Here is a 26332-nt window from a genome sequence, read left to right as displayed (position 1 = left end):
CTGCCGAGGCAGCGGGACCCCGGGTCGAGCCCGGGGTGACGGAAAAGGAGCCTAGGGCGTAAACTCATACGAGCGGGAAACCGATCCTGATCTGGAGTGCGAGGCTCTAGGTCCGGCGCAGGACATGTTCGACGCTATCGTCGGCTGTACCGGCTTTCCCTTCGTCGCAGCCGACTTCCTTTTCCAGCGCGGCGCGGATTTCTTCGACCTCGTTCGCGCTGCGATGCTCTATGCCGATGAACTGTTCGCGCGCGGCGTCCAGAGCGCGGATGACCTCGTCCAGCTTTGCCTGCATGGCGGCGGCGTCGCGGTTCTGGCTGTTCTGGATCAGAAAGACCATCAGGAAGGTGACGATGGTCGTGCCGGTGTTGATGATGAGCTGCCAGGTGTCCGAATAGCCGAACAACGGGCCGGTCACGCCCCATATCAGAATGAGCCCCAGCGCGAACACAAAGCTGAGCGGCTGGCCAGCGGCCGAGGCGATCCGGGTGGCCATGGCGGTGAAGATGCGGTCCATATCATGTCCCTAATGCTGCTGCCGCTGGTCATTCGGAACCAGCAACATTTAGAAACATTCAACCAAGCGAAATGATCAACGCCGCTGCGATAAAAGCCACGGGATACGCAATATCTACCCTGAGCGTGATCGTCTTAGACGGGAGCATCGGCATTAAGGCTGCTTTTCCGTCGCCCCGGGCTCGACCCGGGGTCCCGCTGCCTCGACAGCGTCAGAACAGAAGCGGGACCCCGGATCAAGTCCGGGGTGACGAGTACGCAAGCATGATCATGCCCTAGTCGCCGGAGTGGTGACATGCATCGTCGGCATGGGGCTGCGACGGCGCAGCTTGCCGCATAAATCTGCTGATCATGGTGGGTGAGGGAGCAGCCCGCGCCGCCATCTGCGACTGCGAGCAGGCTCCCCTTGCTACCCGTAGATCAGAGTTCGACCACCGACAGGATGTGGCTGTCAAAGCCCGGCCACACATAGTCGAACTCCAGGATCAGCGTGTCGCCGATCTGGCCGCTCGTCAGCAAATCCGTCTCGACGAACAGCTGAAGGCCGTTGCGGCCATAGGCATAGCGCGTGACGTTGCCGAAGGCGGGTGACGCGTCCAGTTGCGCGTCGATTTCCGCATTGCCCTGACGGGGGCGATTGACCTTTACCTTCAGGCGGCCCTTCAGGTCCGGATCATTTTCGTTCGCGTCGATGAGGGCAAGCGTCATCTTTTCGATCACTTCGAAAGAATCGACCAGCGTTCCGATGTGGAACGTATATTCGGGATCGGAGTCGACAGCTTCGCGCAGCGCGGCAACCGCGGCATGTTCCTTGTCCGTGCCATAGCCCAGCGCTTCGCGCGCGGCCTTGTTCAGCGCGGCCTGCGCTGCGGGCAGCGCGGCCAGGTAAAAGATGCCATCGCCGCGGCTGCGGTTGTCGTTATGCACCACGAAACGATAGAAGTTTCCCTGGGGAAAGGGCAGCATCTGCGTTTCCACGAAGCCCAGAAGCGTCAGCAGCTTGGCCGCGACAGGGCCGTCCTCCGCATTCGGATAATATAGGGCAACATGCCCCATCGAACGCATGCAATCCTGTGCCTCTACCGCCAACGTCGCCATTTCATGTCTCCTGATCCGGCCGCTCACACGGTCCGTATTACGTGGAAAATCCGCCCGATCGGGCCATCCATCCTGAACGCCGTTAGTTGCGCCAAGCAACCGTTGGCGCAACCTGATCCGCCATTATGCCGCCTGCGTGGAACTACGCTTGTCGAGTGTGACATGCAGGCCATTGGTGCGCTTGTGCATGTCCGGCGTCTTGTCGCGCGGGTTATAGAACTGCTTGTACCAGCTGCGCACCTTGCCATAGGGGCCGTCATTGGGGATGACGAGCGGGTTGAGGCACGCCCTCTTATTCTGCCAGATCTCGACATCCTGGGCGAAGGCCAGGCGGCTGCCTTCCTGATATTCCAGCGCGGCGGCGCGCAGATCATCGGTGATGGGCGCGGTGCCGTCATTCACCTGCACCATCAGGCCGTGCCAGACGCGGATCTTGCCATCCTCGATCGGCGTGTGGGTGATCATGATGAAGCTGTCGAACGTCCCCGCCATCTCCGACTGGAGGATCGAGGGGCCGGTGTACCAGGTGTCGAGCGTCAGCACGTCCTCGGGGTTCAGCGTCAGCGTGCGATGTCCGGCGGCATAATATTGGTGGACGATATGATCCTTGAACTCATTGGCGAAGTAGACAAAGTCCTTCGCGCCATGGATCGGGATGAAGTGGCCAAAGTCGGCCATATTGTCGACCACCTCGATCGGGTGGATATCCAGATCGCCCATATAGTCGATCTTCCAGTTAACCCAGCCCGGCGCATCATAATGGCCGCCGAAATCGGGCAGGTCGAAATTGGGTTCGAGCCCTTCAGGATCATGCCAGATCCAGATCGTGCCAGCCCGTTCCATCGCCGGGAAGGTCTTGAGCTTGGCTGCCTTGGGCACGAAGTCGGAATAGGGGATGTTCTTGCACTGACCGTCGGGGCCATATTGCCAGCCATGGAAGGGACAGCGGATCGATTCGCCCTCCACCTGCTCGCCATCGCGCACGATATAGCTCGTCGTGTTCTTCGCCAGATGCGCGCCCATATGCGGACAATAGGCTTCGGTCACATAGACCTTGCCGCTCTCGCCACGGTACATCACCATGTCCTGACCGAGATAGCGCATCGCCTTGGGCGTGCTCGTCGCCTCGGCGCTCTCGCCCACCATGAACCAGCCACGCGGAAAGGTGAAGTCTCCCAGACGATAGTCCGACGATGTCGCCATTTCTTGATCCTCTCACTCGCTACCTGACGTAGCAGGACGGGCCGTTCGCCCATATGAACCATATGGCGATCAGCCCGACCACGATAACTGCTGCCATATAATTTACGCAAAGCCATCCGCCCGCGCAAGTTACTTATCGCCAATAAGCTTGAACCGGCCCTTAATACTGCGCATTGGAGAAACGGCCGCCCAGCGTCATCCCGACGTTGCGTAGGCCCGAAATCATGCGCCGTGGCCGCTTAGGCCACCGCCCGCGCGGCCGATATGGTCTCTCGCAACGTCGCGAACAAGGCGTCGAGATCGGCATCATTGGCGACGCTGATGTCCAGCATGACGGCGCCCTTGGCAACGCGTGCCCGGCCGATGCGATCGCCGTCTGCGAGGATCACGATCTCACCCATATCCCTGGGCCGCCGCGCGGCGGCCTGACGCAGGCGGGACAGGACCGTTGCGGATGGCAGCATCGGCCCGTCACCGGCTGCGCGCGCCTGCTGCTCTGTCGCGATGATCCGCGCTTCGGCGATCACGTCCGCCCGCTGCTCGTTCCTGCGCAGCAGCGGGGTGAGCAATTCGGAATAGCGGACCTTCAGATCTTCCTTCGTGGCGAAGGCCTGGATCACCTCTTCGGGCAGTTGGGCAAGCGCGAGCAGGCGGCTGAGCTGGCTGTTAGACAGGCCCAGCGCTTGCGCCATGCGCGACTGGACGCCGCCATAGAAGCGATCCACCGCCTGCTGATAACTGCGCGCGCGGTCGAGTTCGCAAATGTCGGCCCGTTCCCGATTCTCTATATCCGCGAGACGGAAGGCTTCCTCATCGGATAGCTCGACCAGCAGCGCGTTGAGGCGCAATTCAGGGCGGCCATTATGATTGAGCCAGTCGATCGCAAAGCGGCGGCGGCTGCCGACGAGCAATTGATAGGGCTGCTCCGACGCGCCGGTGTTCAACCGCACCAGCACGGGAATGCGGTTGCCGCCCTCGGCCGCGATGGATTCGATCAGCGACCGGCAGCTGTCGGGATTGAGGCCCGGCTGATCGCGCGGATTGCCGTCCCAGACCACGCATTCGTCCGGCCGGATCAGCATCGGCGCCCGGCTGTCGATCCTGGCCTCGGCAAAGCTGGTGAGCCGGTCGTCCAGGCGACCCAGCGCCTCCTGCTCGACCATGGCCGCGCGGCCGATTTTGCCATCGCGGGACAGCGTCGCCATCATCTCCCGTATCAAGGCCACCATTCCATCCATCCTCTATTGCCGGGACTGCACTAGCGCCATGTGCCTTGCCCCGCCCGCTGGACTGCGTCCGTAATGGTGCGAGTGAGGGGCGGCGGGAGCCTTCTTTGCGTGTACGCAAAAGCGGGGTCGGCATAGGATGACTCCGCGCCATCGACGATCACGGTCGATGTCATGGTCCGGGCAAGACCCAGAAGATAGGCGACGCGCGACCGGTTGCTTTCCGATGCACAGGCCGTGTGCAGGAACGGGCTGTCCAGCTTCCCCATATCGGGGGATAGCGCCATCAGCTGCCCGACCGAGGCGCGGCCCGAGCCGAAGCGCGATACCGATATCCGGACGCCCAACGCGCGCAAGGTCCTGACGAAAGCCAGCGCGTCGCGAAACAGGATGATGTCGCTATGGTCGCTGATCTCGATCACCAGCCGCCGTGCGACCTGTGGCGCTTGCCTTAGCCGGTCGAGCAGTTCGCCCCAGCCCGCCGCTTCACCGTGCAGGTTGAGCGATAGGCTTTGGGGCGAAAGCGCGACGGACAGGCAGGCGGTCGGATCGCCTTCCAGTTCGCACAGCACGTCGCGCACCAGCAATCGGTCGATCAAGTGGGCCAGGCCGAGCCGCTCCAGCGCGGCGTAGCTTGTGGCGCAGTCGGCTTGGTCGCCGGTCAGCGTCGCTTCATGATATAGGGTTCCGCGGTTATCCTCTGCCCGCGACACCGGACGCCAGCGGATGAAGGCTGTGCCGTCCTGCACCTGATGCAAGAGAGCGGCGGCCTGCGCCATGTCTTTGCGGTAGAAGGCTGTGGCCTCGCCGGGTCGGATGGCAATGGCCCCCTGATGAAGGCTGGAGGCCGTCAGCCGGGCGCGCGCCTCCCCTTCCCCAGTGGCGGCATGGCCTGCGGAAACGGACAGCAATATGTCGCGGCCTTCGTACCGGAACGGTTCGCTGTCGAGTGCCTCGCAGAGCCTTTCGCCTAGCCTTCCCACAGGCAGGGATCGCATGAGCGGATAGCGCGCTGTCAGCGTGATCTGGCCTCCCTCCACGTCGCGAAGGTTGATGCGACCGAGATGCCGACGGGCCGCATGGGTGAGATGATCGACCGCGCCACCGGCGGCATCGGCACCATAGGCCGCTTCGATCGCAGGAAAGTTATTGAGACTTATGACGAGCAGATGCTCGGCCTGATGGGGTTTCGTCAAAGGCAGATCCTTTCAGTGAACCCGGCGCACAAGGAAAGGGACGGGAAGGTTTGAGGAGGCGGCGCCCACCGCCTCCTCTCCCCTCCGTGGGAAGGCTCAACGACCCAACAAGCCTCCCAACAGGCCGGTAACCGGCGCGATCGGGCTTTGCTCGCCCGTCGATGGAGCCGAAGCGCCACCGAGCAATCCGGTAACGGGCGCCAGCAGCGATTCCCCGCCGCCGCTACCGCCTGCGGGCAGTGCCGGAGCCAGCCCGTTGACGGCGTCGAGTACGGGGGAAGCGACGCTGTCGACGGTGGATGTCACCGTGGCGACGACGGGCGCGGCGCCGGTCACGACCTGATTGACCGCAGCGCCCGCTTGCGCCCCCAGCACGCCGCCGACGAGGTTGCCGACCGGCGCAAGTCCGGCCTCCACGCCCGTCGTGGTTGTCGGGACCGTCACATCGACGATCGTCCCCTGCGTCAGCACATCGGCGGTCAGCAGCTGCCCCTGCGCCGGGGCCGTGGTGGACGGCAACAGGTTGACCCCGGCCAGCGTGCCGCTGGTGGAGGGACCCGTTACCGCCTCACCACCGACATTGGCGCCGATCAGCGGAGCGCCAAGCAGCGCGCCCGGCGCTTCGCCGCCACCGCCGAGCGCACCTGTCAGGCCGCCCGCGACGGTTTCAACCAGCCCCGTAACGGGGGCAAGCGCGCCATCGCTGCCGACAAGCGGAGCCGTGATGGGCGCGAGCGCGCCGTTCAGCGTGTCGAGCACGGGCGCCGTCACCTGAGTGGCGGCGGAGGTCACCGTTGCCACTACGGGCGCGAGGCCATCGGTCAACTGGGTGACGGTGCCGCCCGCCTGATCGCCCAGCAAGGTTCCGGCGAGCGAACCCACCGGCGCCAGTCCCTGCTGCACGCCCGCGACGGTGGTCGGCAGGGTGGCCTGCACAACGGTGCCATCTCCGTTCAGCAGATTGACCGTGGCAACGGTTCCGGTCGCGCTCCCGGCGTCGGACAGGGCATTGAGGCCGACCAATGATCCGGGACCTGTCGGACCCGTGATCGCCTGATTACCCAGATTGACGCCGATCAGCGAGCCGCTGGTTGGGCCGGTCGGGCCACTGGGTCCAGACGGGCCGGTCGGACCTGTGGGGCCACCGGGTCCAGTAGGACCTCCGGGACCTGTCGGGCCGTTCGGTCCTGTTGGGCCGCCGGGGCCTGTCGGACCACCTGGACCCGTAGGGCCGTTCGGGCCGGTGGGTCCACCTGGACCCGTGGGACCGCCTGGACCCGTTGGGCCACCGGGGCCGCTGGGGCCGCCCGGACCCGTGGGACCGCCTGGACCCGTTGGGCCACCGGGGCCACCAGGGCCGCTGGGACCGGTTGGCCCTGATGGCCCTGACGGCGTCTTGCCGCCTGCCGTGCGGACACTGAAACCCACGCCATCGGAGCAGGCGCCGAGTAGGAAAAGCGGAATCGCCGTGGCGCAAAGCAGCAGACGCCGCCCTGACCGCGCTGGCCCAACCAAAGACATGCTACAATCTCCCTGTTCAATGCGAACATCATCGCAAGGCCCCAAGGCTAAGCACGGCTTTCCCTTACGGCTTCTTCTAAAATCACCGATTTGGTGAGATTGGGGTTTTGGAGGCGAAGAGGTGTGGGAGGGGATGTGGGAAGCGTGGGGTTAGGTACGCAAAGGGCGTGTGGGTGTGGTTTTTGGGTGGAAATTAGGTGGCGAGATTGGGGAAATTGGGGTTGGGCGGCTTTGAACGGCGCAAAAGGGCGGCTTGGGGATGTTGTCCACCTTTGTCCATTATGGTTCGATCTGTCCGATATAGTCTGCGGGCGTGGAAAGAGGAACTGATTAGGCGAGCGGCCTTACTCCCTCTCCCCTTCAGGGGAGAGGGTTGGGGAGAGGGGAGCAACGTCGCCTTTCAGTCCCCTCTCCCGCCTTCGCTACGCTCGGCACCTCGGCCAGAGTCACGTGCCTCTGGCCGACCCCTGAAGGGGAGAGGGGCCTGTAGCGCTTCGATGACAGCTCGCCTCACCGCCAGCGTGGCCCTTCGACCCAGGTCACCAGGCTCCGCCGTACTCCGGCCGTCACCGGCAGCACCCGATGTTGGAGGAAGGACGGAAAGATCAGCAGACTTCCCCGCGCCGCGAAGGTCGCGCCGGGTTGAGCCACGCAGAAAAATTCGAACGCGCCGCCTTCATACTCGTCCGGCTCGGACAGCTGGACCACGACCGACAGCTTGCGGTCGAACGGGCGGCCTGATTCCAGCCACACATCCTGATGCCAGTCATATTTGCCCTGCTGGGTTGCGTGATATTCGGTGAACTGCACTTCATAGGGCGCGACGATGTCCACGCCGAAATTGGTCCGGTTGGAGGCGCCGACAAATTGCATCAGCCGGTCGATAATGTCCTTCTCCCGCAACGGATCAAACCAGCGGATGATGGAGGACCGATAGGCCTGATCGTCGCGGCTGCTGTCCGCAAAGCCGACCGTCGCGGACTGGTCGGCATAGAAGTCCGCCCGCTTGACGATAGCGTCGCATTCGGCGGCCGTCAGCGCTGATGGCCACACTTCCCACACATTGTTCATGATCTAAGCCTTCCTTTGCGTACACGCAAAATGGGGTCAGAAGGCGCGCCCGATGCCGAAGAAAAAGCGCGCCCGGCGCGAATCCGCGCTGGCGATGCGCTTGATCGGCACGGCCACTTCCGCGCTCACTCGCCATTTGCTGCCGATGCCGACACGCACGCCGCCGCCAGCCGATGCGAGCGAGACATTCTCGGCGGGCAGGCGGTAATGGGGACGGGCCACCGCATGCGCGAGCGCGCCATCGGCATAGGTGAAGAGCGTCGCCTTTTGCAAAACCCCGGATCGCGCGGGGGTCCAGCTTAATTCAGCGCCGCCCGCAATGGCCTGTTCGGCGGTCCTGATCCCCACCGGGAACGCCATGCCAGCGCCGCTGCCGCCCAGCGAAAAGCGCTCTGTCACCGGCAGCCTGTCGCGGGAATATTGCGCCTTCGCATTCAGTTTCAGGGCGATGCGTTTGGACAAGCTGCGCACGGCAACCGCCTGCACATTGACCTTGGTGAAGATTTTTTCCGAAAAGCCGGTGAAGGCCCGCGCGCCCAATATGCCCACGCCCCGGCTGACGACCGCTGACAGGGCTTGTCCCTGCCGCTGGTCGGAGTGCGACCAGGATGCACCCAGCCGCACCGCCCGCGATTTATAGTCGCCAAATCGGACATCGAGGAAATAATTGCTGCTGTCGATCCCGTCGATCGAGGCGTTGACGGTCAGGTTGGTCTTGTTGGAGCGGACCAGCGCGTGGCTGATCGTCACTCCCGCCAGCGTCGCTTCTCCTTCGATCGGCCGGTCGCGCACGCGGCTTTTCATATGGGCGATGTTGGCGGACAGGGTCGTGCCGTTGCTGCCGATCGGGGTGGAGTGGCTTAGGGAAAAGAGTTGATAGCGCTCGGGGTAGAAGGGCAGATAGCCCGCGATCCGAGTGCTGTCGCCTTCGCGCAGTAGCCCATTGGCCGTGACCGACAATTGCGCCTGCACGCCGTCGATCACGTTGTTGACGGCGCTATTGTCGATCAGGATGCCGATCTGCACCTGCTCGCGCTTGACGATCAGGTCCAGGATCAAATCGCCTTCGCCCCCGCCTTGGCGCACTCGCGCCTCGACGCTTTGACCCGGTATGTCGCGCAGCAGGCCCAGCGCGCGTTCCAGCGTCGCCTTGCGCAGCGGAGTATCGCGCTTCAGCCGCCGCATCTGCGCTTCGATCAGGCGGGTCGGCATGCTGGGGGAAACGCCCGCCAGCCGATATTCCTTCACCCGTCCTTCGACCAAGCGCACGATCAACTGACCGCCTGCGGGCACCTGCGCCGGGATGGATACGGAATAGAAGGCGATGTCGCTGCGGGCGTAGGCATCGCTTACCGCCTTCGCCACCGCCTGCAATGTCTCGCGCGTCAATGGCCGTCCGATCAACGGAGTCACCGCCTTGTCCAGCAGCGGCATGGGCATGGAGGTGCCCATATAATGCACCCGCGCCAGCGGGACGCTTTCGGCCGCGTTACCCACCGTTCCGACCGCAGGGGCGGGCGTGACGACAGGCACGGAAGGGGAAGGGGCAAGGCCCGGTGCGACCCGATCGGCCCTGTCCCGGTCGATCACTGGCGCAGAGGCACCCTCTCCCGGCCCGGCGATCTGCGCCGCTGCGGGAGCGGCCATTGTGACGAGCGCCACCGCCGCCACAATCGCCTTCAGCCCATCCAGAACCCTGTTGAAACCCATTTGCCCCATGCCGCCCCACGCCATGGAAAATGGCGCCTGCCAGCATCAGGGCCTAGAGCAATGTCTTTGCGATTTGGCCCCGAAGTGGAACCGATTTGGTGCATTTCAGTCCGATTCTCCATCGAGACAAGCGGCGATTGTCACCAGATTGGCGGGATCGTCCCGGAGGTGGAGCAGGATAAGGGCTTAGGGCCGGTCCAACCGCTGCACCCGTCAGTCCTCGCCGCTCTGGAGGCGAGGGGAGGGGAATTACCCAGGTCGCGCCCCTTCCCCTCCGTCAGGCCGTTGGCCTGCCACCTCCCCATCTGACGATGGGGAGGATTTATTTAACGCCCGGCATCCCAAACTTCCGTCATCCCGGCGGAAGCTGGGTTGACGAGATATGTAGGGATCAGATTCCGGGCACTCCCAGCAGCCGCGCCTCGTCCTTCAGCCTTGCGGCCTCCCCCGGATTGGCCTTGCGCGCTGCCTCATACGCCGCCTGCGCCTTGGCCGTTTCGCCGAGCGTCATGCGGCTGCGGATCAGCATGATCCAGCCATCGACATTGCCGGGATTGGCCTTGAGCTTGGCCTCCAGCCCCGACACCATGCCCTCTATCATCGCGTCCTGCTGGCCCTTGGGAAGCTGCGACGCCGCCTGCATCTGCTCCCGGCTAGGACCGGGGATTGCCGCTGTCGCGACCGAGCCGATCGGCGGATGCGGCGCGGTAGGCTTTACCGCTGCCAGCCGTTCCTTGACTTCGATGCCGTTGATCTTGCCCACCTGCTCGATCGTACGGCGCAGGTCCGCTTCCCATGGCGCGCCGGGCGGCGTATCGGCTAGCAGGGCCAGCCAGTCGCGGATTGCGCCCTCATGATCCTTGGCGAGATCCTTGCGCACTGCCTGGAAATAGCGCGCGCGTGGCTCCTTGGGGTCGAGCTTTACCGCCTTGTCGAAGGCGTCGGCGGCTTCCTTTGGCATCGGGTCATGCTCGCTTGCCATCACCACCGCTTCGCCGAGCGAGGACCAGAAGGTCGCGTTGTTCGGGGCGAGCTTCACCGCACGGCGATAGGCGCGCGCCGCGTCGGCGTGGCGGCCGTTTTCGAAATAGGCCCAGCCAAGCATCTGCCAGCCTTCCGCATCGTTGGGATTGGCGCCCACACGCTCCTGCAAGCCACGGATGACGCTTTCCGGATCGGAAGGCTGCTGGCCGGGCGCGGCGAAGGGGGCGGAGGCCGATGCCGTCTCCGCCTTTTCCGGCCGGTCGCGCCAGACATTATAGCCGACCGACACGATCGCCAGCCCGGCTGCTCCGATGAGAGCCATGCGCCCCACGCTCAGCTTCGTCACTTCCACACCCCCGATAATCTCAACTGCTCTCTAGCGTGACGCAGCGGAATTGATAGAGTGCCCAAAGACTTGATCCGCGCACGATAAACCGGCAGGGGCATCGCCGGGGCTGCGGGCGATCTCGCAAGAGGGGGGCAATAAGTGACTGACCGCGTGCGTATCGCGATCGTCGGGTCGGGACCGGCGGGGATGAGCGCGGCCGCGCGCGCGGCGCAGCTGGGCATATCCCACCTTCTGATCGAAAAGACGGACCATCTGTCCGACACGATCTTCAAATATCAGAAGGGCAAGCATGTGATGGCGACGCCCAGCCAGCTCGTGCTGCGGTCCGATTGCGATTTCGATGCGGGCAAGCGCGAGGCGATCCTGGGCCGCTGGAACGAGCAGGCCGCCGCGCAGGGCCTGAACGTCGCTTATAATGCAGAGGTGAAGGCGATCAGCGGCACGGGCGATCCCATCCCCGGATCGGTCCAGAAGATCGTTGAGCGCAAGCGGGACGGGACCACCGATACCAAGGAAATCCAGCGGCTCGCCCCACCCTATCGCCTGACGCTGACCGACGGGCGGGAAATTATTGCCGATGCGGTGATCATGGCGATCGGGACGCAGGGCAATCCCAACCTGATGCGCGTTCCGGGCGCGGATCTGCCCCATGTGCAATATCAGCTGGACGACCCGGCCGACTATAATGACGAACATATCTTCGTCGTCGGCACCGGGGACGCGGGCATTGAGAATGCCATGGGCCTTGCCGCTGACGAGGCGCAGGGCAATGTCGTCACCATCCTCAATCGGGGCACCGAGTTCGCCAGCGCGAAGCCCGCCAACGTCAAGGCGCTGATGGCCGCCGCCGAAGCCGGTCGCCTGTCGATCATGACGGAATCGACCACGGCGAAGATCGAGCCGGGCTTCATCACGCTCGACAGCCGCGATGGCGAGGTGAAGGTGCAATGCGATCGCATCATCGCCCGCATGGGGTCGGCCCCGCCGCGCGCTTTTGTCGAAAGCTGCGGCGTCGAATTTGCGAGCAGCGACCGGCTGGCCTTCCCGAAGCTGTCGCCGGTGTTCGAAAGCACCGCGCCGGGCATCTTCGTCATCGGCGCGCTGGCGGGCTATCCGCTGATCAAGCACTGCATGAATCAGGGCTATGATGTTGTCGAATATATCAACGGCAATCGCGATCTGAAGCCTGCGGACGAGCCGATATTGGCCGCCAAATTCGCTGCCCTACCGGGGCAGAAGAGCGTCGCGGAATGGCTGGAATATCTGCGGACCAACGTATCGATCCTCGAAGGGTTATCCCCCCTTCAGATGCGCGAGTTCATGCTCGACAGCGAGGTTCGCGCCTATCGCTCCGGCGCAGTGATTTTCGAGAAGCATGATCCCGGCTCATCCCTTTTCGGCATCGCGGCTGGGCAAGCGCTGGTCGAGGTTGCGCCGGGGACCGAGGTTGCGATCGAAGCGGGGAGCATCTTCGGGGAAGTCGGTCTGATTTCCGGCCGCCGCCGTGGTTCGACCGTGCGCGCGGGGACGGACTCGATCATGGTGGAGGTGTCGCGGACGGCGGCGCTGAAGCTCATGTCCTCCAACCCGCCCGCCAAGCGCGCGATCACCCGTATATCGACCGAGCGGCAATTGCTCCAGATGTTCGGCGCGGGGCTGACCCCTGCCGACCTTACCGAAGTGCTCGACAGCGCCGAGATCAAGACCGTCAAAGCGGGCGAGGCGATCCTGACCGAAGGCGACCTTGGCAACGACATCTATGTGATCCGGGTCGGATCGATGATCGTGGAGAAGAAGATCGGGGGGAAGAACGTCTTCCTCTCCTACCTTCCTGCCGGCTCCTATGTCGGCGAAATGGCGCTGATCGCGGGAGGGCCGCGCACCGCCACGGTCAAGGCGACGGTGAAGTCCGAGGTCATCAAGCTGAACGGCGACGCCTTCGCCCGGCTGATGGCGGCCAAGCCCGCCTTGCTGGAGCGCGCCCGCCGCGACATGGCCGCGCGGCAGGACGTCAACGCCTTTATCGAAAGCCGCAAGGATAGCTTTTCCACCGTCGTGGATATGTATTCAGAGACGGCAAAGTTCCTGGTCGACAACGGTATCGGCGAGGCGACCGACGTGCTGCTGATCGACGAACATCTCTGTGTCGGCTGCGACAATTGCGAAAAGGCGTGCGCTGACAGCCATGAGGGCTTGTCGCGCCTCGACCGGGAGGCGGGGCGCACCTACGCGCATCTGCATGTGCCGACGAGCTGCCGCCATTGCGAGCATCCGCACTGCATGGCCGACTGCCCGCCCAACGCGATCCATCGCGGGCCGGACGGCGAAGTCTTCATCGACGAAACCTGCATCGGCTGCGGCAATTGCCAGCGCAACTGCCCCTATGGCGTGATCCGCATGGACAGCGTGCCGCCGAAGAAGCCGGGCTTGCTAAGCTGGATGTTCTTCGGCGCGGGGCCGGGGCCGGGCGAGCCGTCCAAGAAATGGCGCTACAAGCATGCCGAACCGGGGGTCGAGAAACCCAAGAAGGCGATCAAGTGCGACATGTGCTCGGGGATTGATGGCGGCCCTGCTTGCGTGCGTGCTTGTCCGACCGGCGCTGCGATCCGCGTGTCGCCGGAGGATTTCCTGACCGTCGCCCGTCTTGATGGGCAAGCGAATTGAGTATGGCTATCTCTGCCTACATCATTTCCGTCATCCCGCCGCAGTCGGGGATCGATCTCCCAGCTAATGGGAATCCCCTACCTCCGTTCGCCCTGAGCTTGTCGAAGGGCTTCACTTTTCTTCAAGAGAGTAAGGGGCCTCGACATTTGAGCGAGACGGGTGGCTCGCTCAAACAGGGCGAACGGAGGAGAGCTAATCTCGATACGATGACGCTGCAAACCAAAGTGATCATCCTCTGATGGCCACACGCGCTACCTCCACCCGCCGCGCCAAGGGCGAAACCCTCCATGACGGGTTCCTGCGCCACGCCAATTTCCGCTGGCTGAAGATCGCTTGCCTTCTCTGCCTGCTCGTCATCGCCAGCTATCTGATGATCGACGTCACGCCCCATCATAATGGCGGCAGCTGGTACGGCTACACGCTGGGCACCATGGGCGTCGGCCTCATTCTCTGGCTCACCCTGCTGGGCCTGCGCAAGCGCGCCATGACGCGCGGTCGCTGGTCATTGAAGGCTTGGACGAGCGCGCATGTCTATCTGGGCCTCAGCCTCATCGTCATCGGCACGCTGCACACGGGCTTTCAGCTTGGGTGGAACGTTCATACGCTCGCCTATGTGCTGATGATGCTGGTGATCCTTTCCGGTCTGTTCGGCATCATCGTCTATGCGACCCTGCCCACGGCGCTCAGCAACAACCGGGCGGAAATGACGCAGGTGCAGATGCTCGAAGCGATCCGCGCCATCGACCGGCAGTTGCACGACGCCGCCCAGCCGCTCCCCCACGAACAGGCCAGCCTCGTTCGCCAGTCCCTTAATGACGATCCCTTCGGCGGCAGCCTGATCGCGCGTCTTTCGGGCCGCTACCCGCGCTGCGCCACCGCCGCCGCGCAGGCGTCGCTCCGCCATTGGACCGGCGACCATCCCGATACGGGTAAGGAGCCTCTGGAAAAGGTCGATGCCCTGCTCGAACGCAAGCAGGCGATGCTCGCCCGCCTCCGCCGCCACCTGCGGCTAAAGGCGCTCCTGGAAATCTGGCTCTACGTCCATGTGCCCGCCACCTTCGCCCTGCTGGCCGCGCTGACCGCGCATATCGTCAGCGTCTTTTTCTACTGGTGAGCGCCATGAGCTTCACAGTCCGCCAGATCAGCCTGACCGCCGACGGTCGCGAGATCGTCCGCAGTGCGACGGTCGCGAAACCGCAGCTCACGCTGGGCCGCGCGTCCACCAACGACATTCACCTCCCCGACCTCGCGCTCGAACCCGATCACGCGCGGATCGAGCAGATCGACGCGCGCACCATCCGTGTTCGCGCCACCGGCACGCTGGGCTTCGACATCGAAGGCCGCACCACCCGTTCGGCCGACATCGACACCGCCAAGGGCGCGGAACTGCGCTTCGGCGGCCACCGCATCACCGTCAGCGCCGAAGACGGCGCAACCATCCTCTCCATCCGCCGCGTCGATGCCGTGTCCGATGCGTCGGAGGAAAAGGAGGAGGCCCGCGTCTTCTCCCTCGCCCGCCTCGCCCCGCCCAAGCGCCTGACCGCCTGGGGCCTCGTGCTGGCCATCCTCATCGGCTTCCTGGCGATCCCGATCTACAGCTACGCCACCCGTCCGGCCGACGACACGCGCAACATCTACAGCGTGAAGGGCGACGGCGCATGGTCCTCCGGCCCCCTGAGCCAAGCCCACCACGCGCTCGAAGGCAAATGCGAGACCTGTCACCAAAAGGCATTCGTGTCCGTCCGCGATACCGCCTGCCAGACCTGTCACAAGTCCGTCCACGACCACGCCCCCGCCGCCCGCATCGCCATGGCGCGCGCGGAACCCGGCATCGGCGGCAAGTTCCTGAACCTCGTCGCCTCCACCTTTGGCAAGCCGCCCGAAGGTGCCTGCGTCGATTGCCACCGCGAACATGAAGGGGCAGGGCCGATGCAGCCCACGCCCCAAGCCTTCTGCACCGACTGCCACGGCAGCCTCAAGGATCGGCTAAAGGACAGCAAGCTCGCCAACGCCAGCGATTTCGGCACGGATCACCCCCAATTCACCGCGCTCGTCCAATATAATCCCGGCAAGCACCCCAGCTTCACCCGCGCCTCCCTCGACGCCAAACCGATGGACGACAGCGGTCTCAAATTCCCGCACGACGTCCACCTGTCAAAGACCGGCGGCGTCGCCCGCATGGCCCGCACGCTGGGCGCGCAATCGGGCTATGGCGACGCGCTCGCCTGCAAGGATTGCCACCGGCCGACCGCCGACGGCGTGCGCTTCCTGCCCGTCGATATGGAGCGTGATTGCCAATCCTGCCACAGCCTCGCCTTCGAGACGATCGGCGGCACCGTCCGCACCCTGCGCCACGGCCAGCCCGATCAGGTGATAGCGGACCTTCGCGCCTACTACCGCTCCACCGCGCCCGCCCAGCCCTTGTCACTCGGCGGCATGGCGCGCCGCCGCCCTGGCGACTATGCGCAGGGCCGCGTCTATCACGCTTATTTCGGCGCGGCGGCCGATCGCCCGTCCCGCGCCGACGATGCCATCCGCGCAGTCTTTTCCAAGGGCGGGGCCTGTTATGACTGCCACATCGTCACCGGGGGCGGGACGAGCTGGCAAGTCGCACCCGTCAACCAGCCCATGCGCTACATGATGAAGGGCTGGTTCGATCATAAGGCGCACGCGACCGAGAGTTGCGAAAGCTGCCACGCGGCGCCCAAAAGCCATGACGCGCGCCAATTGCTGCTGCCTGGCATCGACAGCTGCCGCACCTGTCATGGCGGTGAAAAGGCGAAGGCCGATGTGCCGTCCGGCTGCGCCATGTGCCACAGCTATCATGTCGGCGACGGCGCGCCATGGACGCCCGCCGATCGCGCGGTCAGACGGGATCAGGCGGACAGGCCACGGCGCACCGGCCGCGACGGGTAAGGGGGAGCTAAAGACCATGCTGATCGCCCAGATCACCGACATTCATCTCGGCTTCGACCCCGGCAATCCGGCGGAGCTTAACCGCCAGCGGCTCGATCAGGTGCTGCGCGCTTTGATCGACGGCCCCAACCGCCCGGACCTGCTGCTCGCGACCGGCGATCTGACCGAGCGGGGCGACACCGAAAGCTACCGCGCCCTCGCGGAAGCCTTTGCCCAATGCCCCTTCCCGGTCTGGCCCGCCATGGGCAATCATGACGACCGCGCCAATTTCGCGCAGCATTTCCCGCACATCCCGCGGCAGGACGGATTCGTACACTATGTCATCGCGCTGGAAAACCGCCGCATCCTGATCCTCGACACGCTGGAGCCCGGCCGCCACGGGGGCGCCTTCTGCGAAGCCCGCGCGGAGTGGCTAACGGCTCGTCTCGACGAGGATGCCGAAACGCCCACCCTCATCGTCCTGCATCATCCCCCGGTCGAGGCCGGGATCGAATGGATGAACACCCACCCGGACGAACCCTGGGTCCAGCGTTTCGCCGCCGCAATCGCAAACCGCCCCAACATCGCCGCACTCCTCTGCGGCCACCTTCACCGCACCATCACTGCGCCGTGGCAGGGCACCACCGTTGCGATCTGCTCCTCAACCGCCCCGCAACTCGCGCTCGACCTGCGGCCAATGGACCCGGACGCCCCGGACAACCGGCCGATGATCATCGCCGACGCGCCCGCCTATGCGCTCCACCGCTGGACGGAGCATGGTCTGATCACGCATTTCGAAACGGCGGGCGATCAGGCGACGCTGGCCAAGTTCGACACAAGCATGCAGCCGCTGGTCCGCATGCTGATGGATGAACGGCCGGGGTGACGGCGGCGTCCGCCAGAATCTGAGCAAGGCCGCTGCGCCCAACCGGATGGGTGGATTGCGGACAGGCGGCTTTCCACAAGTGGTATGGGACCTTGATCTATTCAAAATTTAGAAAAAAGGCTGGGCTAGCAACTCTGAGTCTTCGACTGGCACTCCCAGCCCGAAACGGCCAACTAGCGACGCAAGTAAAGTCGGAAACCAAGGAGGTGCAAAGGGAGATGGCACCACTATTTCAAGTAGGACCGAAAGATCGACCGAGACTGGTAGCCCTGGCCAGTCGTCGCTTAGGTTTCCTGTGCACACAGCGCGGACCTCGGATTCATGAGCAAGGGATTTGCGCTTCCAAAAGATTCGATCGTGAAGGCCGGCGAAGGACTTGCGGAAGTCAACGTACTGGACACGACCAAGCTTGATCTGAGCGGATGGGTCGAGTGCTTGCAACAGCCGATCTGCCGTCGTTTTAACCAGCACCCCGCTTGATCCGAGCGGACAATATAGGCGCCATAAAGCTTCGGATTCCCCCGAATTTGCATGCCAACAGCTTACAAATGTCGTGCGGCGATCACGGGCAGCGCTCTGGCGGATTGAGGCAAGGAGGCGCTGAGCATTTTGCTCAACAGCATCATCTGGCAACTGGGAGCCGCCAGCGGGAGGAGTTCGGATGACCTTACGGAAATAAGTAAGATAATAGTCATCCCATTCCTTTTCACGCGATGCTAGGCCAGATGCGCCTTCAAAAGGATCATCGAACTTGTCGGCACGCGAGAAGAAGAGCGTCTTCTCTTCTAATAACTGCAAGAATTTGGCTAAATCCATATATCGCCAAAGCACGGTATCCGGCTCGACACGCTCATCAGATTCCCACCACCAATAAACATGGGTCGCCAGTTCATCTATCTCGTTCAGACAGCAAGTGTAGCAGCAACGTTCAAATGTCACAGTCGCGCAAAGTAGAGATGTCTCACTTGGGCTACCGTGCCCTCCGGCTGTTCGGAGGTATTGAACATGGCGGTGTTGCAGATGAGTACCGAGGAGCTTTCGCGAGTTGAGACGCTGATGCATGTGGTTTCGGGCCGCATGACGGTCACTGAAGCAGCGCGGCTTATGGGTATCAGTCGCCGCCACGCGCATCGACTTCTGACACGTTATCTCGAGGACGGCTCATCCGGGGTCGTTTCGCGCCGGCGCGGTCGACCGAGTAACCGGCGTTTGGACGATGCTATTCGCGATCAGATTGTCGCGTTGGTTCGGTCGTGTTATAATGATTTTGGTCCCACGCTGGCCGCTGAGTACCTGGCTGAACGCCATGATGTCCGCATTTCGCGGGAGAAGCTGCGGCAGATCATGATTGAGGCTGGCATCTGGAAGGATCGCCAGGCTCGGCGCCCTCGCCCATATCAGCCACGTTACCGCCGGGATTGCCGGGGTGAACTGATCCAGATCGATGGTTCGAAGCATTGGTGGTTCGAGGATCGCGGGCCGCAATGCACCCTGCTCGTCTATATCGACGACGCGACGAGCGAACTGATGCACCTCAGGATGGTCGAGAGCGAGAGCACGTTCGCCTATATGGAGGCGACGCGCGCGTATATCGAACGGCACGGCAAGCCGGTGGCCTTCTATTCCGACAAGCACAGTGTTTTTCGAAACGCCAAGGCCAGCGCGGCGCGCGGCGATGGCATGACGCATTTCGGGCGGGCGCTGGATGCGTTGAATATCGAGATCATCTGCGCCAATTCGCCGCAGGCCAAGGGCCGGGTGGAGCGTGCCAACGCCACCTTGCAGGATCGCCTGGTCAAAGCGATGCGCCTGGAAGGCATCTCGTCGATCGACGGTGCCAACGCTTTCCTGGACAGCTATAGGACCAGGCACAATGAACGGTTCGCCCGCCCTGCCTTCGATGCCCGCGATCTGCACCGCCCCCTCGCCCCGCATGATGATCTGCGCTCGATCATGGTCTGGCGTGAGCAGCGGACGGTGACGGCGGCGCTGACGCTGCATTACAACAAGGCGATGTTCATTCTGGAGCCGAACGATCTCGCCAGGAAGCTGGCGCGCAAGCGGGTGACGATTTGCGAATATCCCGACGGCCGACTGGAGATCGAGCATGAGGGCCATGTCCTGCCTTATCGCCAGTTCGACAAGATGCGGCAGGTGAACCAGCCTGCGATTGTAGAGAACAAGCATCTGGACGCAGCGCTGCTGCTGGCCAGACAGATGCAGGCGATCATGCCGCATCATCGTAAACGCAACAACGATGCCCCTGCCCGCCGTGACCAGCCAATGCATCTCTTCCCCGAACCGGCACCGCCGCCCAAGATCGACCGCCGCAAACTGGGTGGCTCGAAGCTCAAGCGCGGTCCCAGGCTCAGTGACGAGGCGTTGCGTGAACGCGGCACGCTCGCTTTCGTGCAAAGGACATGACCGGGCCCACTGCAGGGCAGCGGGTCCATGGTTTACTAACCCCAGGTCAGCGCATCAGCAGGGTCTGCGCTGCGCTGTGTCGATGGCTCCACGCAGCCCCTGCTGTTACCCAACCTGTGACATCTCTATATGGCGGAAATAGGGACTTCTCTACATGGCAGGAACAGCAAGCGCCGACATATCGGGGCTGTCCATCGATAGCGTAACCCGCATATGCAGCAACTTCGTGTGGCAACTTCTCTCCGCAAGATTGGCAGCGGTCATAGCTGCGCGACCTGAGTGCTCGCAGGTCCGCATTAAACCGGCCGGTACTTTTCACGCTAAACCTCTCAACCTTTACCGACATGGCGCTGATTCGCACTGCTCGATCTCAAAGACTTATGGCAGCTTCCAAGTAAACTGGAACCGACCCTGAGCGACCGCCTTTGGTCGTTGGCAGACGCTCAGCCTGTCATCTCCTCCGAAGGCCAAACATTGAAACCCTCTCGCCCTACTCCATCGTCCCCATCGCATTTCGCTCCCGAAACATGTTAGGCTCGCGCGCGGCCGTCGTCGGCGCCACGATCGGCGGCAGCAGGAGACCAGCCAATGGCCCGGAACAACGACGATCTGTCAGCGCTCGATGTGCTCATTGTCACCGCGCTTATAGGCCTCACCCTGGGCGTGGGCTGGAAACTGTGGGGATCGCTCTTTAGCTCATAGGGGCCGTAAGCGATGTAGCGGTCATCGCCAGGCTAACGCACAGATCATGCAGCCGATGGCAAACGCGACCCACATCCCCCTCACCGCAGCAAAGGCGGTCGCCAGCTCTTCATGTCCACTTCATCGCTGACCTTGTACGGCACGCCCTTCGACGTCAGGAATAGCCGCTCCATCTCCGTCCGGGTGAAGGGCCGCGATCCCAGTCGTCCGAATACGGCGATCTGCCCGCCCGTTTCGTCCACCGCCCGATCGCGATCCAGCCCCTTGGATAGCGCCACCGCAGGGGTGGGCGTACGCGCCCAGGCGATCAGTTCGGGCTTGGGCGCGGGGGAGAAGCCGTAGAAATTGGGCTGGCTCGCCGGGCTGGTCAGCTGGATCACCTTCATGCCGTTCCGGCCGTCCGCGACATAGGCGAAGAGGGAGGCGTTGGTGGTGCCGACGATGACATCCTCCACGTCCGTCATCTGTCCGCCGAATGTCTCCCTGGCATAGAGGCTGGGCTTCAAGGGATTGGTGATGTTGACGATCGCCAGACCCTCGGCCTTCGCCGCGACATAGGCATAGGTGCGCGCCAGATAGATGCGGCGCGCATCCTTCAGCGGCACGGTCGCGGATGGCACGGCCACCGGATGGGTGAGCTTCGTCACGTCGAACAGTTTCAGCCCTTCGGCGTCGGTGACCCAGAGGTAGCGGAATTGGATCGCGCTCGCCCGCGCATCCTTCATCGGCCGAACGGCGGCGAGGCGCGGATGCAGCGGATCGCTAAGGTCCACCACCACCAGGCCAACGTCAGCCGTGATATAGGCAATCTGCCCCGCCAGCTGGATATGCCGCGCCCCGTTCAACACGCCATCGGGGTTCCAGGTGACGGCCCGCTTCAGGAAATTATTGCGGAACTCGCCATCGGCCATGGTCTCGATATTGACCATGATCAGCCCCTCGACGCTGTCCGTCACCGCCGCATAGCTGTAGATCGGCAGGAAGGGCTGTTCCTGGTTGATCTCGCGCAGTTCCTTGGTGCTGCGCAGCGGGTTGATCGGCTGATTGGTCGGCAGCGCCATGCAGGTCGCATTCTTCGACGCCACGCCCGTATTGTGGCCGAGTTTCGAGAACGGCCCGCTCACGATCGGCTCGGAAAAGCCCTTGTTCGCGATCGACGCGACGTCATAGACGCGGAAGCCGCCCTTCCCTTCGGCCACAGACATATATTCGCCGCGCAGTTGCAGGCAGCCGACGCGATCGCGCGTGCCCTTCACGACATTGCGGAATTCCTCGATCGGCTGCGTCTCGCCCGAACCCTTGCTGTCGAAGAACTTGCCCCGGACCCAGTTTTTCAGCTCGCGGCCATTCTGCTCGACATGCAGCTTCCAATAGTCGGGATAGGCATATTTTTGCAGATAGCTGCCAATTACCGCCTGCGGTTCGTCCCATTCGGTGACGCGGATCGCTTCGAACCCGCCTTCGAGGCCAGTCCAGGCATTCAGCCCCACGAAATTGACGAAGTTCGTGCCCAGCAGCATCAGCTGCGACATGATCGCGTTGTTGTCGTCCTTCGCCGACAGGTGGCAGTCGGAGCAGGTCTTCGTCTCGGTCTTTCGCACCGTATGCGGGAAGTGCGGCGCAAACGCCTGTGACGAGAAGCCGATGCCCGAAATCGGCGGCTGTTGGATATAGATGCGCTCGCGGTTGATGTTGGTCGATGACAGCACCAGCGCGGACGTCGACCGTACCGGGGCCGTCTCATTCCCCTTGGTCGTCATATGCTTGCCAAGCTGGAACATCTCGTCGCGCGCGACCTGCGGGTTGTAGGTGGCGAAGTTGCGCGTCTCCTCCCCGTCATAATGGTGGAGCGAGGTTTTCCAGTTCGCCTCGATTGGCAGGTGGCAGCCGCCGCAGCTCGTCGTCCAGCTCAAATGACAGGTGAAGCAGGCCATCGAGTCATCACCATGCGCGCGGTCTGCCTTCGCCACGCCGGGACCGAAGGCGAAGCTGCCATCCTCCGCGCCCGACTTGCTCATCAGCTTGGCGCGCGCCGCCTTGGCGTTGAAGTGCGGGTTGGCGGGATCGACGCTGTCCTTCACCAGCGACACTTCCCATTCGAGGTTGGGATCGACGATCGACCGCTGGATCAGCTTGCGCCGCCCGCTCGCATCGTAAAACCATTCGAACCGTCGCTTGCCGTCCGAGTTGCGCAGCAGCGCCAGGTTCGTGCCCTTTGGCGGGGCGGCCGGTCCCGAGGTCAGCAGCGTCGGATAGGCGTCAGCCGTGCCGTGGCAGTCCTTGCACCCGATCTCGATCGCGTTTGCGACCTCGCCATAGATGAAGCCGTTGCCATGGCTGTCCTGCGCGAAATGGCAGTCGGCGCATTGCAGGCCCTTTTCGGCGTGGATGTCCATGAGGTGGACGGACTTACCTGGATTGACGCCGGGCTGGACGAACTTGCCCTCACCCTTCTTCCGCCATTTCTCCGGATCGTCGTTCGAAACGACCTTCCCGTCCGCGTCGAGCAGATTGCCCTCGCGGTCGCGCTTGAAGACGCCGCGGAAGTTCCAACCATGGCCGTGATAGTCGGCGAATTGCGTATCCTTCGCCTTGTCGTTCAGATCATATACGTTGCGCAGGAAATCGAGGTCCGACCAGTTGCCCTTCGGTCCAGCGCCTTCCGGGTTCCGCTCCAGCGTCTTGTGCACCTCGGCTGCGTCGGGATATTTCTGCTTCTCCGGCCACATCAGCGCTGCATCGGACTCATAGTCCCACATGGTGTAGCCGAGATAGCTGTTCAGGAAGATATTGGGCTGGTGCATGTGGCAATTCATGCACTGCGCCGTCGGGATCGCGCGGGTGAAGGCGTGGCGGATCGGATGCCCGCTTTCCTTGACCGCGCCGATGGGATGATCGGGCGTTTTGTCATGGGCACCCTTCAGCGCGCCATGTTCCATCTTCCCCGCAATCGTCGGATCGACCGTAGCCGTCTGCCCATCCCGCCCATATTGCGCATAGGTCAGGCTGTGGCGCGGCTCGCGGTCATTGGCGTAGACGACATGGCAGCCCGAGCAGCCCGAATGGCGATAATCGCCCGGCTGATCATTAGTCCCCATGAACCACATATAGGGGTCATTGAGGCGCGTCTTGTGCAGGTTAAGCACTGGGATCGCGACGCGCAGGCCCGTTCCCGGCCCCCGGCTTGATTGCTTCAGGTCCGGCCGCCCCGGTTCCTCCAGCCGCTGGATGGCGCCGGTGGGATTGGGCAAGCCAATCTCCGCAAACTGCGTGGAGATATTGCGGCCGCCGCGCTCGAACACGCGGAACACGTCGCCGGGCGGCGTCACCTGCCAGTTGGGTAGCGGATAGAGTTCGGCCAGCGCGCCGCGCGCCTTCTGCTCGGCCGTCAGCGTGCCGGGGGGCGAACCGGGCGAGACGATCTTCGCGGGATTGCCATCCTTGGTATAAGCCTCGCCAAAGATGTAATTCTTGTACGGCACGATGCCGTTATTATAAGCCGCGCCGCCCCACAGCATCGCGCCCGACGCCATCAGGGACCGCTCCGCCGCCTCGATCGTCTGCATATGGCACGACCCGCAAGCCTCCCGCGCCACGCGATAGTCGCTGGGGTTCACGAAGCGCACGAACTCCGGCGCTTCGCGGTTGAGCAGGGCATAAGTCCGCTTCGGATTTGCCGAGGACGGATAATGCCAGCTTCCCGGATAGCGCGGCAGCACATGCGCCTTTTCCCGCGCCGCGACATAGGCGGGATCTTCGAAACCATGGGCGGGATCGCCGCGCACCGTCGCGTCGCCGCCATGACAATCGACGCAGCCCAGCATCACCGCCGGGGTTGCGTGCATCGACGGTTCGTCGGTCTTGGTGTGGCAGCTATAGCAGCCATCCGACTTGGCCGCGACCTGATCGGCGGTCTGGCTCATGGGCGCAGGCGGCGTCACCGCATAGACGCGCGCCACCGGCTTCTCCGCATCCGACGCGTGCAGGATCACCACCGGCACCGTCATCGCGGCCAGGATCAGCAACAGAAAGGCGAAGAAAGGCCGCATCAATAACTCAGGATCAGGTTGCCGAGCACCGAATAATAATTCCGGTTGCGCTCGCTATTGGTGAAAAGGTCGCGGAAGCCCGCGCCCGGCAGCAAGGTCGCGCCCGACAGGCGAAACACGATATTCTGCGTCGCCTTTGGCCGCCAGATCGCCGCGGTGGACAAGTCCCAGCCGATCGACTTGGGAATGCTCCCCTCGTTGCGCAAAGCCTGCAAGGTCGCGGTGTTCTGGAACCACAGATGGTTCGCATTGGCCGACAGCCGCAGTTCCGGCAGCAGGTCGAAATCCGCGCCTGCGCCCAGCAGCATCGTGCCGGGATTGTTGAAGTTCGACTGCCCCTGCTCCTTTGACGATCGCAGCGAGTTCAATATGCCGTTGCGGCCGTTGATCCCAATGACGCGCCCGCCGCCCGCAAAGGGGATGGTCTGCCTGATCCAGTAACTTGTGTCGGCGCCCGCAAAGATCGGGTTCTCGAAAATCGCGTCGAAGCCGTTTTCGCGATTGTCATGCGGGTCGCTGTCGCCGCTCGCATAAAGTCCCGACAGGCGGAAGCGCATCCAGTCCTTGTCGATGCTCGCTTCGGCAGCGGCGAAGAACGCCCTGATCTGCGCAGGTTCCGAGGTGAAGAAGCTGTTCCGATCCTCCCCCAGCGCGCCGTAAACCGATGCCGTCAGGTTGATCCGACCGATCCGCCCATCGGCATTATAACCAAGATACACGACATCATAATCCCGCCCGCGCAGGTCGCCGAGCAGGGCGGGCCGCACCGGAAAGCCATTGTCATCAATCTCGATCCGCCCGGCCTCGCGGTTCATATTATAGACGGCGGTGATCTGGCTGGTGAGGCCGGGGATCAGGAAATCCTGCCGATAGAGATTGGCCAGAAACACCCAGTCGCGCCGTGGCGACTGCACCACAGAGTTCAGGCCGCTGTTCGTGTCCTTCTCCAGCCGCCAGAAGGCCGCGAGGTTGAACTGGAAACGGTTATTGTCGCGATTGCCGAACAGCCGAATACCCAGTTGCTGGTCGTTGAACAGGAAACCGCGAAAATCCGACTGGAACGGCTGAATGCCGACGCGGATCGAGCGGAAGTCATAACGATCCGACGTGTTCGCCAGATGGTAATCGATGAAGGCTTCCTGCACCCCCAGAAAATGGTCGGTCCGGTGGCTCGGCTTCGATGGCTCGACGAACAGCACCCGCCGTTCGGGCACATTCACATGGTTGATATTATAGGCCAGCGTCAGCCGATATTCGATCTCCGGCGGCTTGAACGCGGTCGATCCCTTGATCAGCGCCACGCCGCCGATGAAGGTCTGGCTCAGCACATAGCTCGCATCCTTGCCGAAGACATTGATGCTGCCCGGCCGCTCGGTCGTCTGGACGCCGACCGGAATGGGGAAAGTGCGCGGCTCGATCACCGTGTCGCTCACCGCATTGGCGACGAAGAACCAGTCATCGCCCTTGATCGGCAGCCACTTCACCTTCTCTCGGTCGATGGGCCGGTCGCCCTTCAACGTGTTCTGGCCATAGGGATCCAACCAGCGTTCCTTGACCACGCCCAGCGATTCAATCAGCCGCCAGCGATCCGGGATGGGCACCTGATCGACCGGAAAAGCCTCGGGCGGCGGCGCGCGCACGGCACCGGGATTATCCTGCGTCACTGCTTCGGGCAGCGGCGTTTCATAGCCGGGCCTGCGGCGGCCCTCGATCGATTGATCATCGGCACCCGCTTCGGGCGCGTTCAAAATCTCTTCCCAATTATCGGGCGGAGGCGGCGGCACGGGCTCGCCCGGCTGCGCCAGCGCAAAGAGCGGCAGGAAAGCGGCAAGTCCCAC

At 63.3% G+C, this 26332-nt stretch carries 18 protein-coding genes; 6 read left to right on the top strand and 12 right to left on the bottom strand.

Annotated features, from left to right (window positions below):
* Window positions 1-106: 106 nt before the first annotated feature.
* From ACYU81_RS16090 to ACYU81_RS16050, 9 genes are all read right to left on the bottom strand, one after another.
* Entirely contained in the window at window positions 107-517 is a 411-nt protein-coding gene (locus ACYU81_RS16090; protein ID WP_449469518.1) for a low affinity iron permease family protein, read from the bottom strand.
* Between the two features lie 419 nt (window positions 518-936).
* Window positions 937-1614: a hypothetical protein gene (locus tag ACYU81_RS16085; RefSeq protein ID WP_449469519.1), complete on the bottom strand. Its 678-nt coding sequence runs from the start codon at window positions 1612-1614 to the stop codon at window positions 937-939.
* A 123-nt stretch (window positions 1615-1737) separates the two neighbouring features.
* Window positions 1738-2817, bottom strand: coding sequence for a Rieske 2Fe-2S domain-containing protein (locus ACYU81_RS16080; RefSeq protein WP_460988617.1), 1080 nt, complete (start codon window positions 2815-2817; stop codon window positions 1738-1740).
* Window positions 2818-3056: 239 nt separating this feature from the next.
* Entirely contained in the window at window positions 3057-4046 is a 990-nt protein-coding gene (locus ACYU81_RS16075) for a ParB/RepB/Spo0J family partition protein (RefSeq protein ID WP_460988616.1), read from the bottom strand.
* 29 nt (window positions 4047-4075) lie between these two features.
* On the bottom strand, window positions 4076-5239 hold the full coding sequence (locus ACYU81_RS16070; RefSeq protein WP_460988615.1) for an EAL domain-containing protein: 1164 nt from the start codon (window positions 5237-5239) through the stop codon (window positions 4076-4078).
* A 96-nt stretch (window positions 5240-5335) separates the two neighbouring features.
* Window positions 5336-6760 (bottom strand): hypothetical protein, encoded by a 1425-nt coding sequence (locus tag ACYU81_RS16065; protein WP_460988613.1) that lies wholly within the window; start codon window positions 6758-6760, stop codon window positions 5336-5338.
* A gap of 510 nt (window positions 6761-7270) precedes the next feature.
* Window positions 7271-7831 (bottom strand): 2OG-Fe(II) oxygenase, encoded by a 561-nt coding sequence (locus ACYU81_RS16060; RefSeq protein ID WP_460988612.1) that lies wholly within the window; start codon window positions 7829-7831, stop codon window positions 7271-7273.
* A 36-nt stretch (window positions 7832-7867) separates the two neighbouring features.
* A complete protein-coding gene (locus ACYU81_RS16055) occupies window positions 7868-9565 on the bottom strand; it encodes a ShlB/FhaC/HecB family hemolysin secretion/activation protein (protein ID WP_460988610.1) in 1698 nt (565 codons plus the stop codon).
* 367 nt (window positions 9566-9932) lie between these two features.
* Window positions 9933-10871, bottom strand: coding sequence for a tetratricopeptide repeat protein (locus tag ACYU81_RS16050; RefSeq protein ID WP_460988608.1), 939 nt, complete (start codon window positions 10869-10871; stop codon window positions 9933-9935).
* A gap of 189 nt (window positions 10872-11060) precedes the next feature.
* On the opposite strand from ACYU81_RS16050, the gene ACYU81_RS16045 reads away from it, so the two are divergent.
* From ACYU81_RS16045 to ACYU81_RS16025, 5 genes are read left to right on the top strand one after another with little or no spacing between them, the layout of a single operon-like run.
* A complete protein-coding gene (locus tag ACYU81_RS16045; protein WP_460989119.1) occupies window positions 11061-13538 on the top strand; it encodes a cyclic nucleotide-binding domain-containing protein in 2478 nt (825 codons plus the stop codon).
* The gene (locus ACYU81_RS16040; RefSeq protein ID WP_460988607.1) at window positions 13535-13777 is read left to right on the top strand and encodes a hypothetical protein; all 243 of its coding nucleotides are present in this window, start codon (window positions 13535-13537) and stop codon (window positions 13775-13777) included. Before ACYU81_RS16045 ends, ACYU81_RS16040 begins: the two co-directional genes overlap by 4 nt.
* Window positions 13777-14652, top strand: a complete 876-nt coding sequence (locus ACYU81_RS16035; protein WP_460988605.1) for a hypothetical protein — start codon at window positions 13777-13779, stop codon at window positions 14650-14652. The genes ACYU81_RS16040 and ACYU81_RS16035 overlap by 1 nt, the downstream gene beginning before the upstream one ends.
* A 5-nt stretch (window positions 14653-14657) precedes the next feature.
* Complete coding sequence (locus ACYU81_RS16030) at window positions 14658-16454, top strand: cytochrome c3 family protein (RefSeq protein ID WP_460988603.1); 1797 nt, start codon at window positions 14658-14660, stop codon at window positions 16452-16454.
* Window positions 16455-16470: 16 nt separating this feature from the next.
* Window positions 16471-17319 (top strand): phosphodiesterase, encoded by an 849-nt coding sequence (locus ACYU81_RS16025; protein ID WP_460988601.1) that lies wholly within the window; start codon window positions 16471-16473, stop codon window positions 17317-17319.
* A gap of 108 nt (window positions 17320-17427) precedes the next feature.
* Here ACYU81_RS16025 and ACYU81_RS16020 read toward each other — a convergent pair whose 3' ends face one another.
* Window positions 17428-18258, bottom strand: a complete 831-nt coding sequence (locus ACYU81_RS16020) for a hypothetical protein (RefSeq protein ID WP_460988600.1) — start codon at window positions 18256-18258, stop codon at window positions 17428-17430.
* 66 nt (window positions 18259-18324) lie between these two features.
* Between ACYU81_RS16020 and ACYU81_RS16015 the strand changes: the two genes are divergently transcribed.
* The gene (locus tag ACYU81_RS16015; RefSeq protein WP_460985809.1) at window positions 18325-19743 is read left to right on the top strand and encodes an ISNCY family transposase; all 1419 of its coding nucleotides are present in this window, start codon (window positions 18325-18327) and stop codon (window positions 19741-19743) included.
* A gap of 782 nt (window positions 19744-20525) precedes the next feature.
* Here ACYU81_RS16015 and ACYU81_RS16010 read toward each other — a convergent pair.
* The gene (locus ACYU81_RS16010; protein WP_460988599.1) at window positions 20526-24494 is read right to left on the bottom strand and encodes an LVIVD repeat-containing protein; all 3969 of its coding nucleotides are present in this window, start codon (window positions 24492-24494) and stop codon (window positions 20526-20528) included.
* Entirely contained in the window at window positions 24494-26332 is a 1839-nt protein-coding gene (locus ACYU81_RS16005) for a hypothetical protein (RefSeq protein ID WP_460988598.1), read from the bottom strand. Before ACYU81_RS16005 ends, ACYU81_RS16010 begins: the two co-directional genes overlap by 1 nt.

The sequence above is a fragment of the Sphingobium sp. TomTYG75 genome, assembly GCF_054771635.1.
Note: the sequence above shows the minus strand (reverse complement) of the source record. Positions and strands in the feature narration are given on the sequence as shown.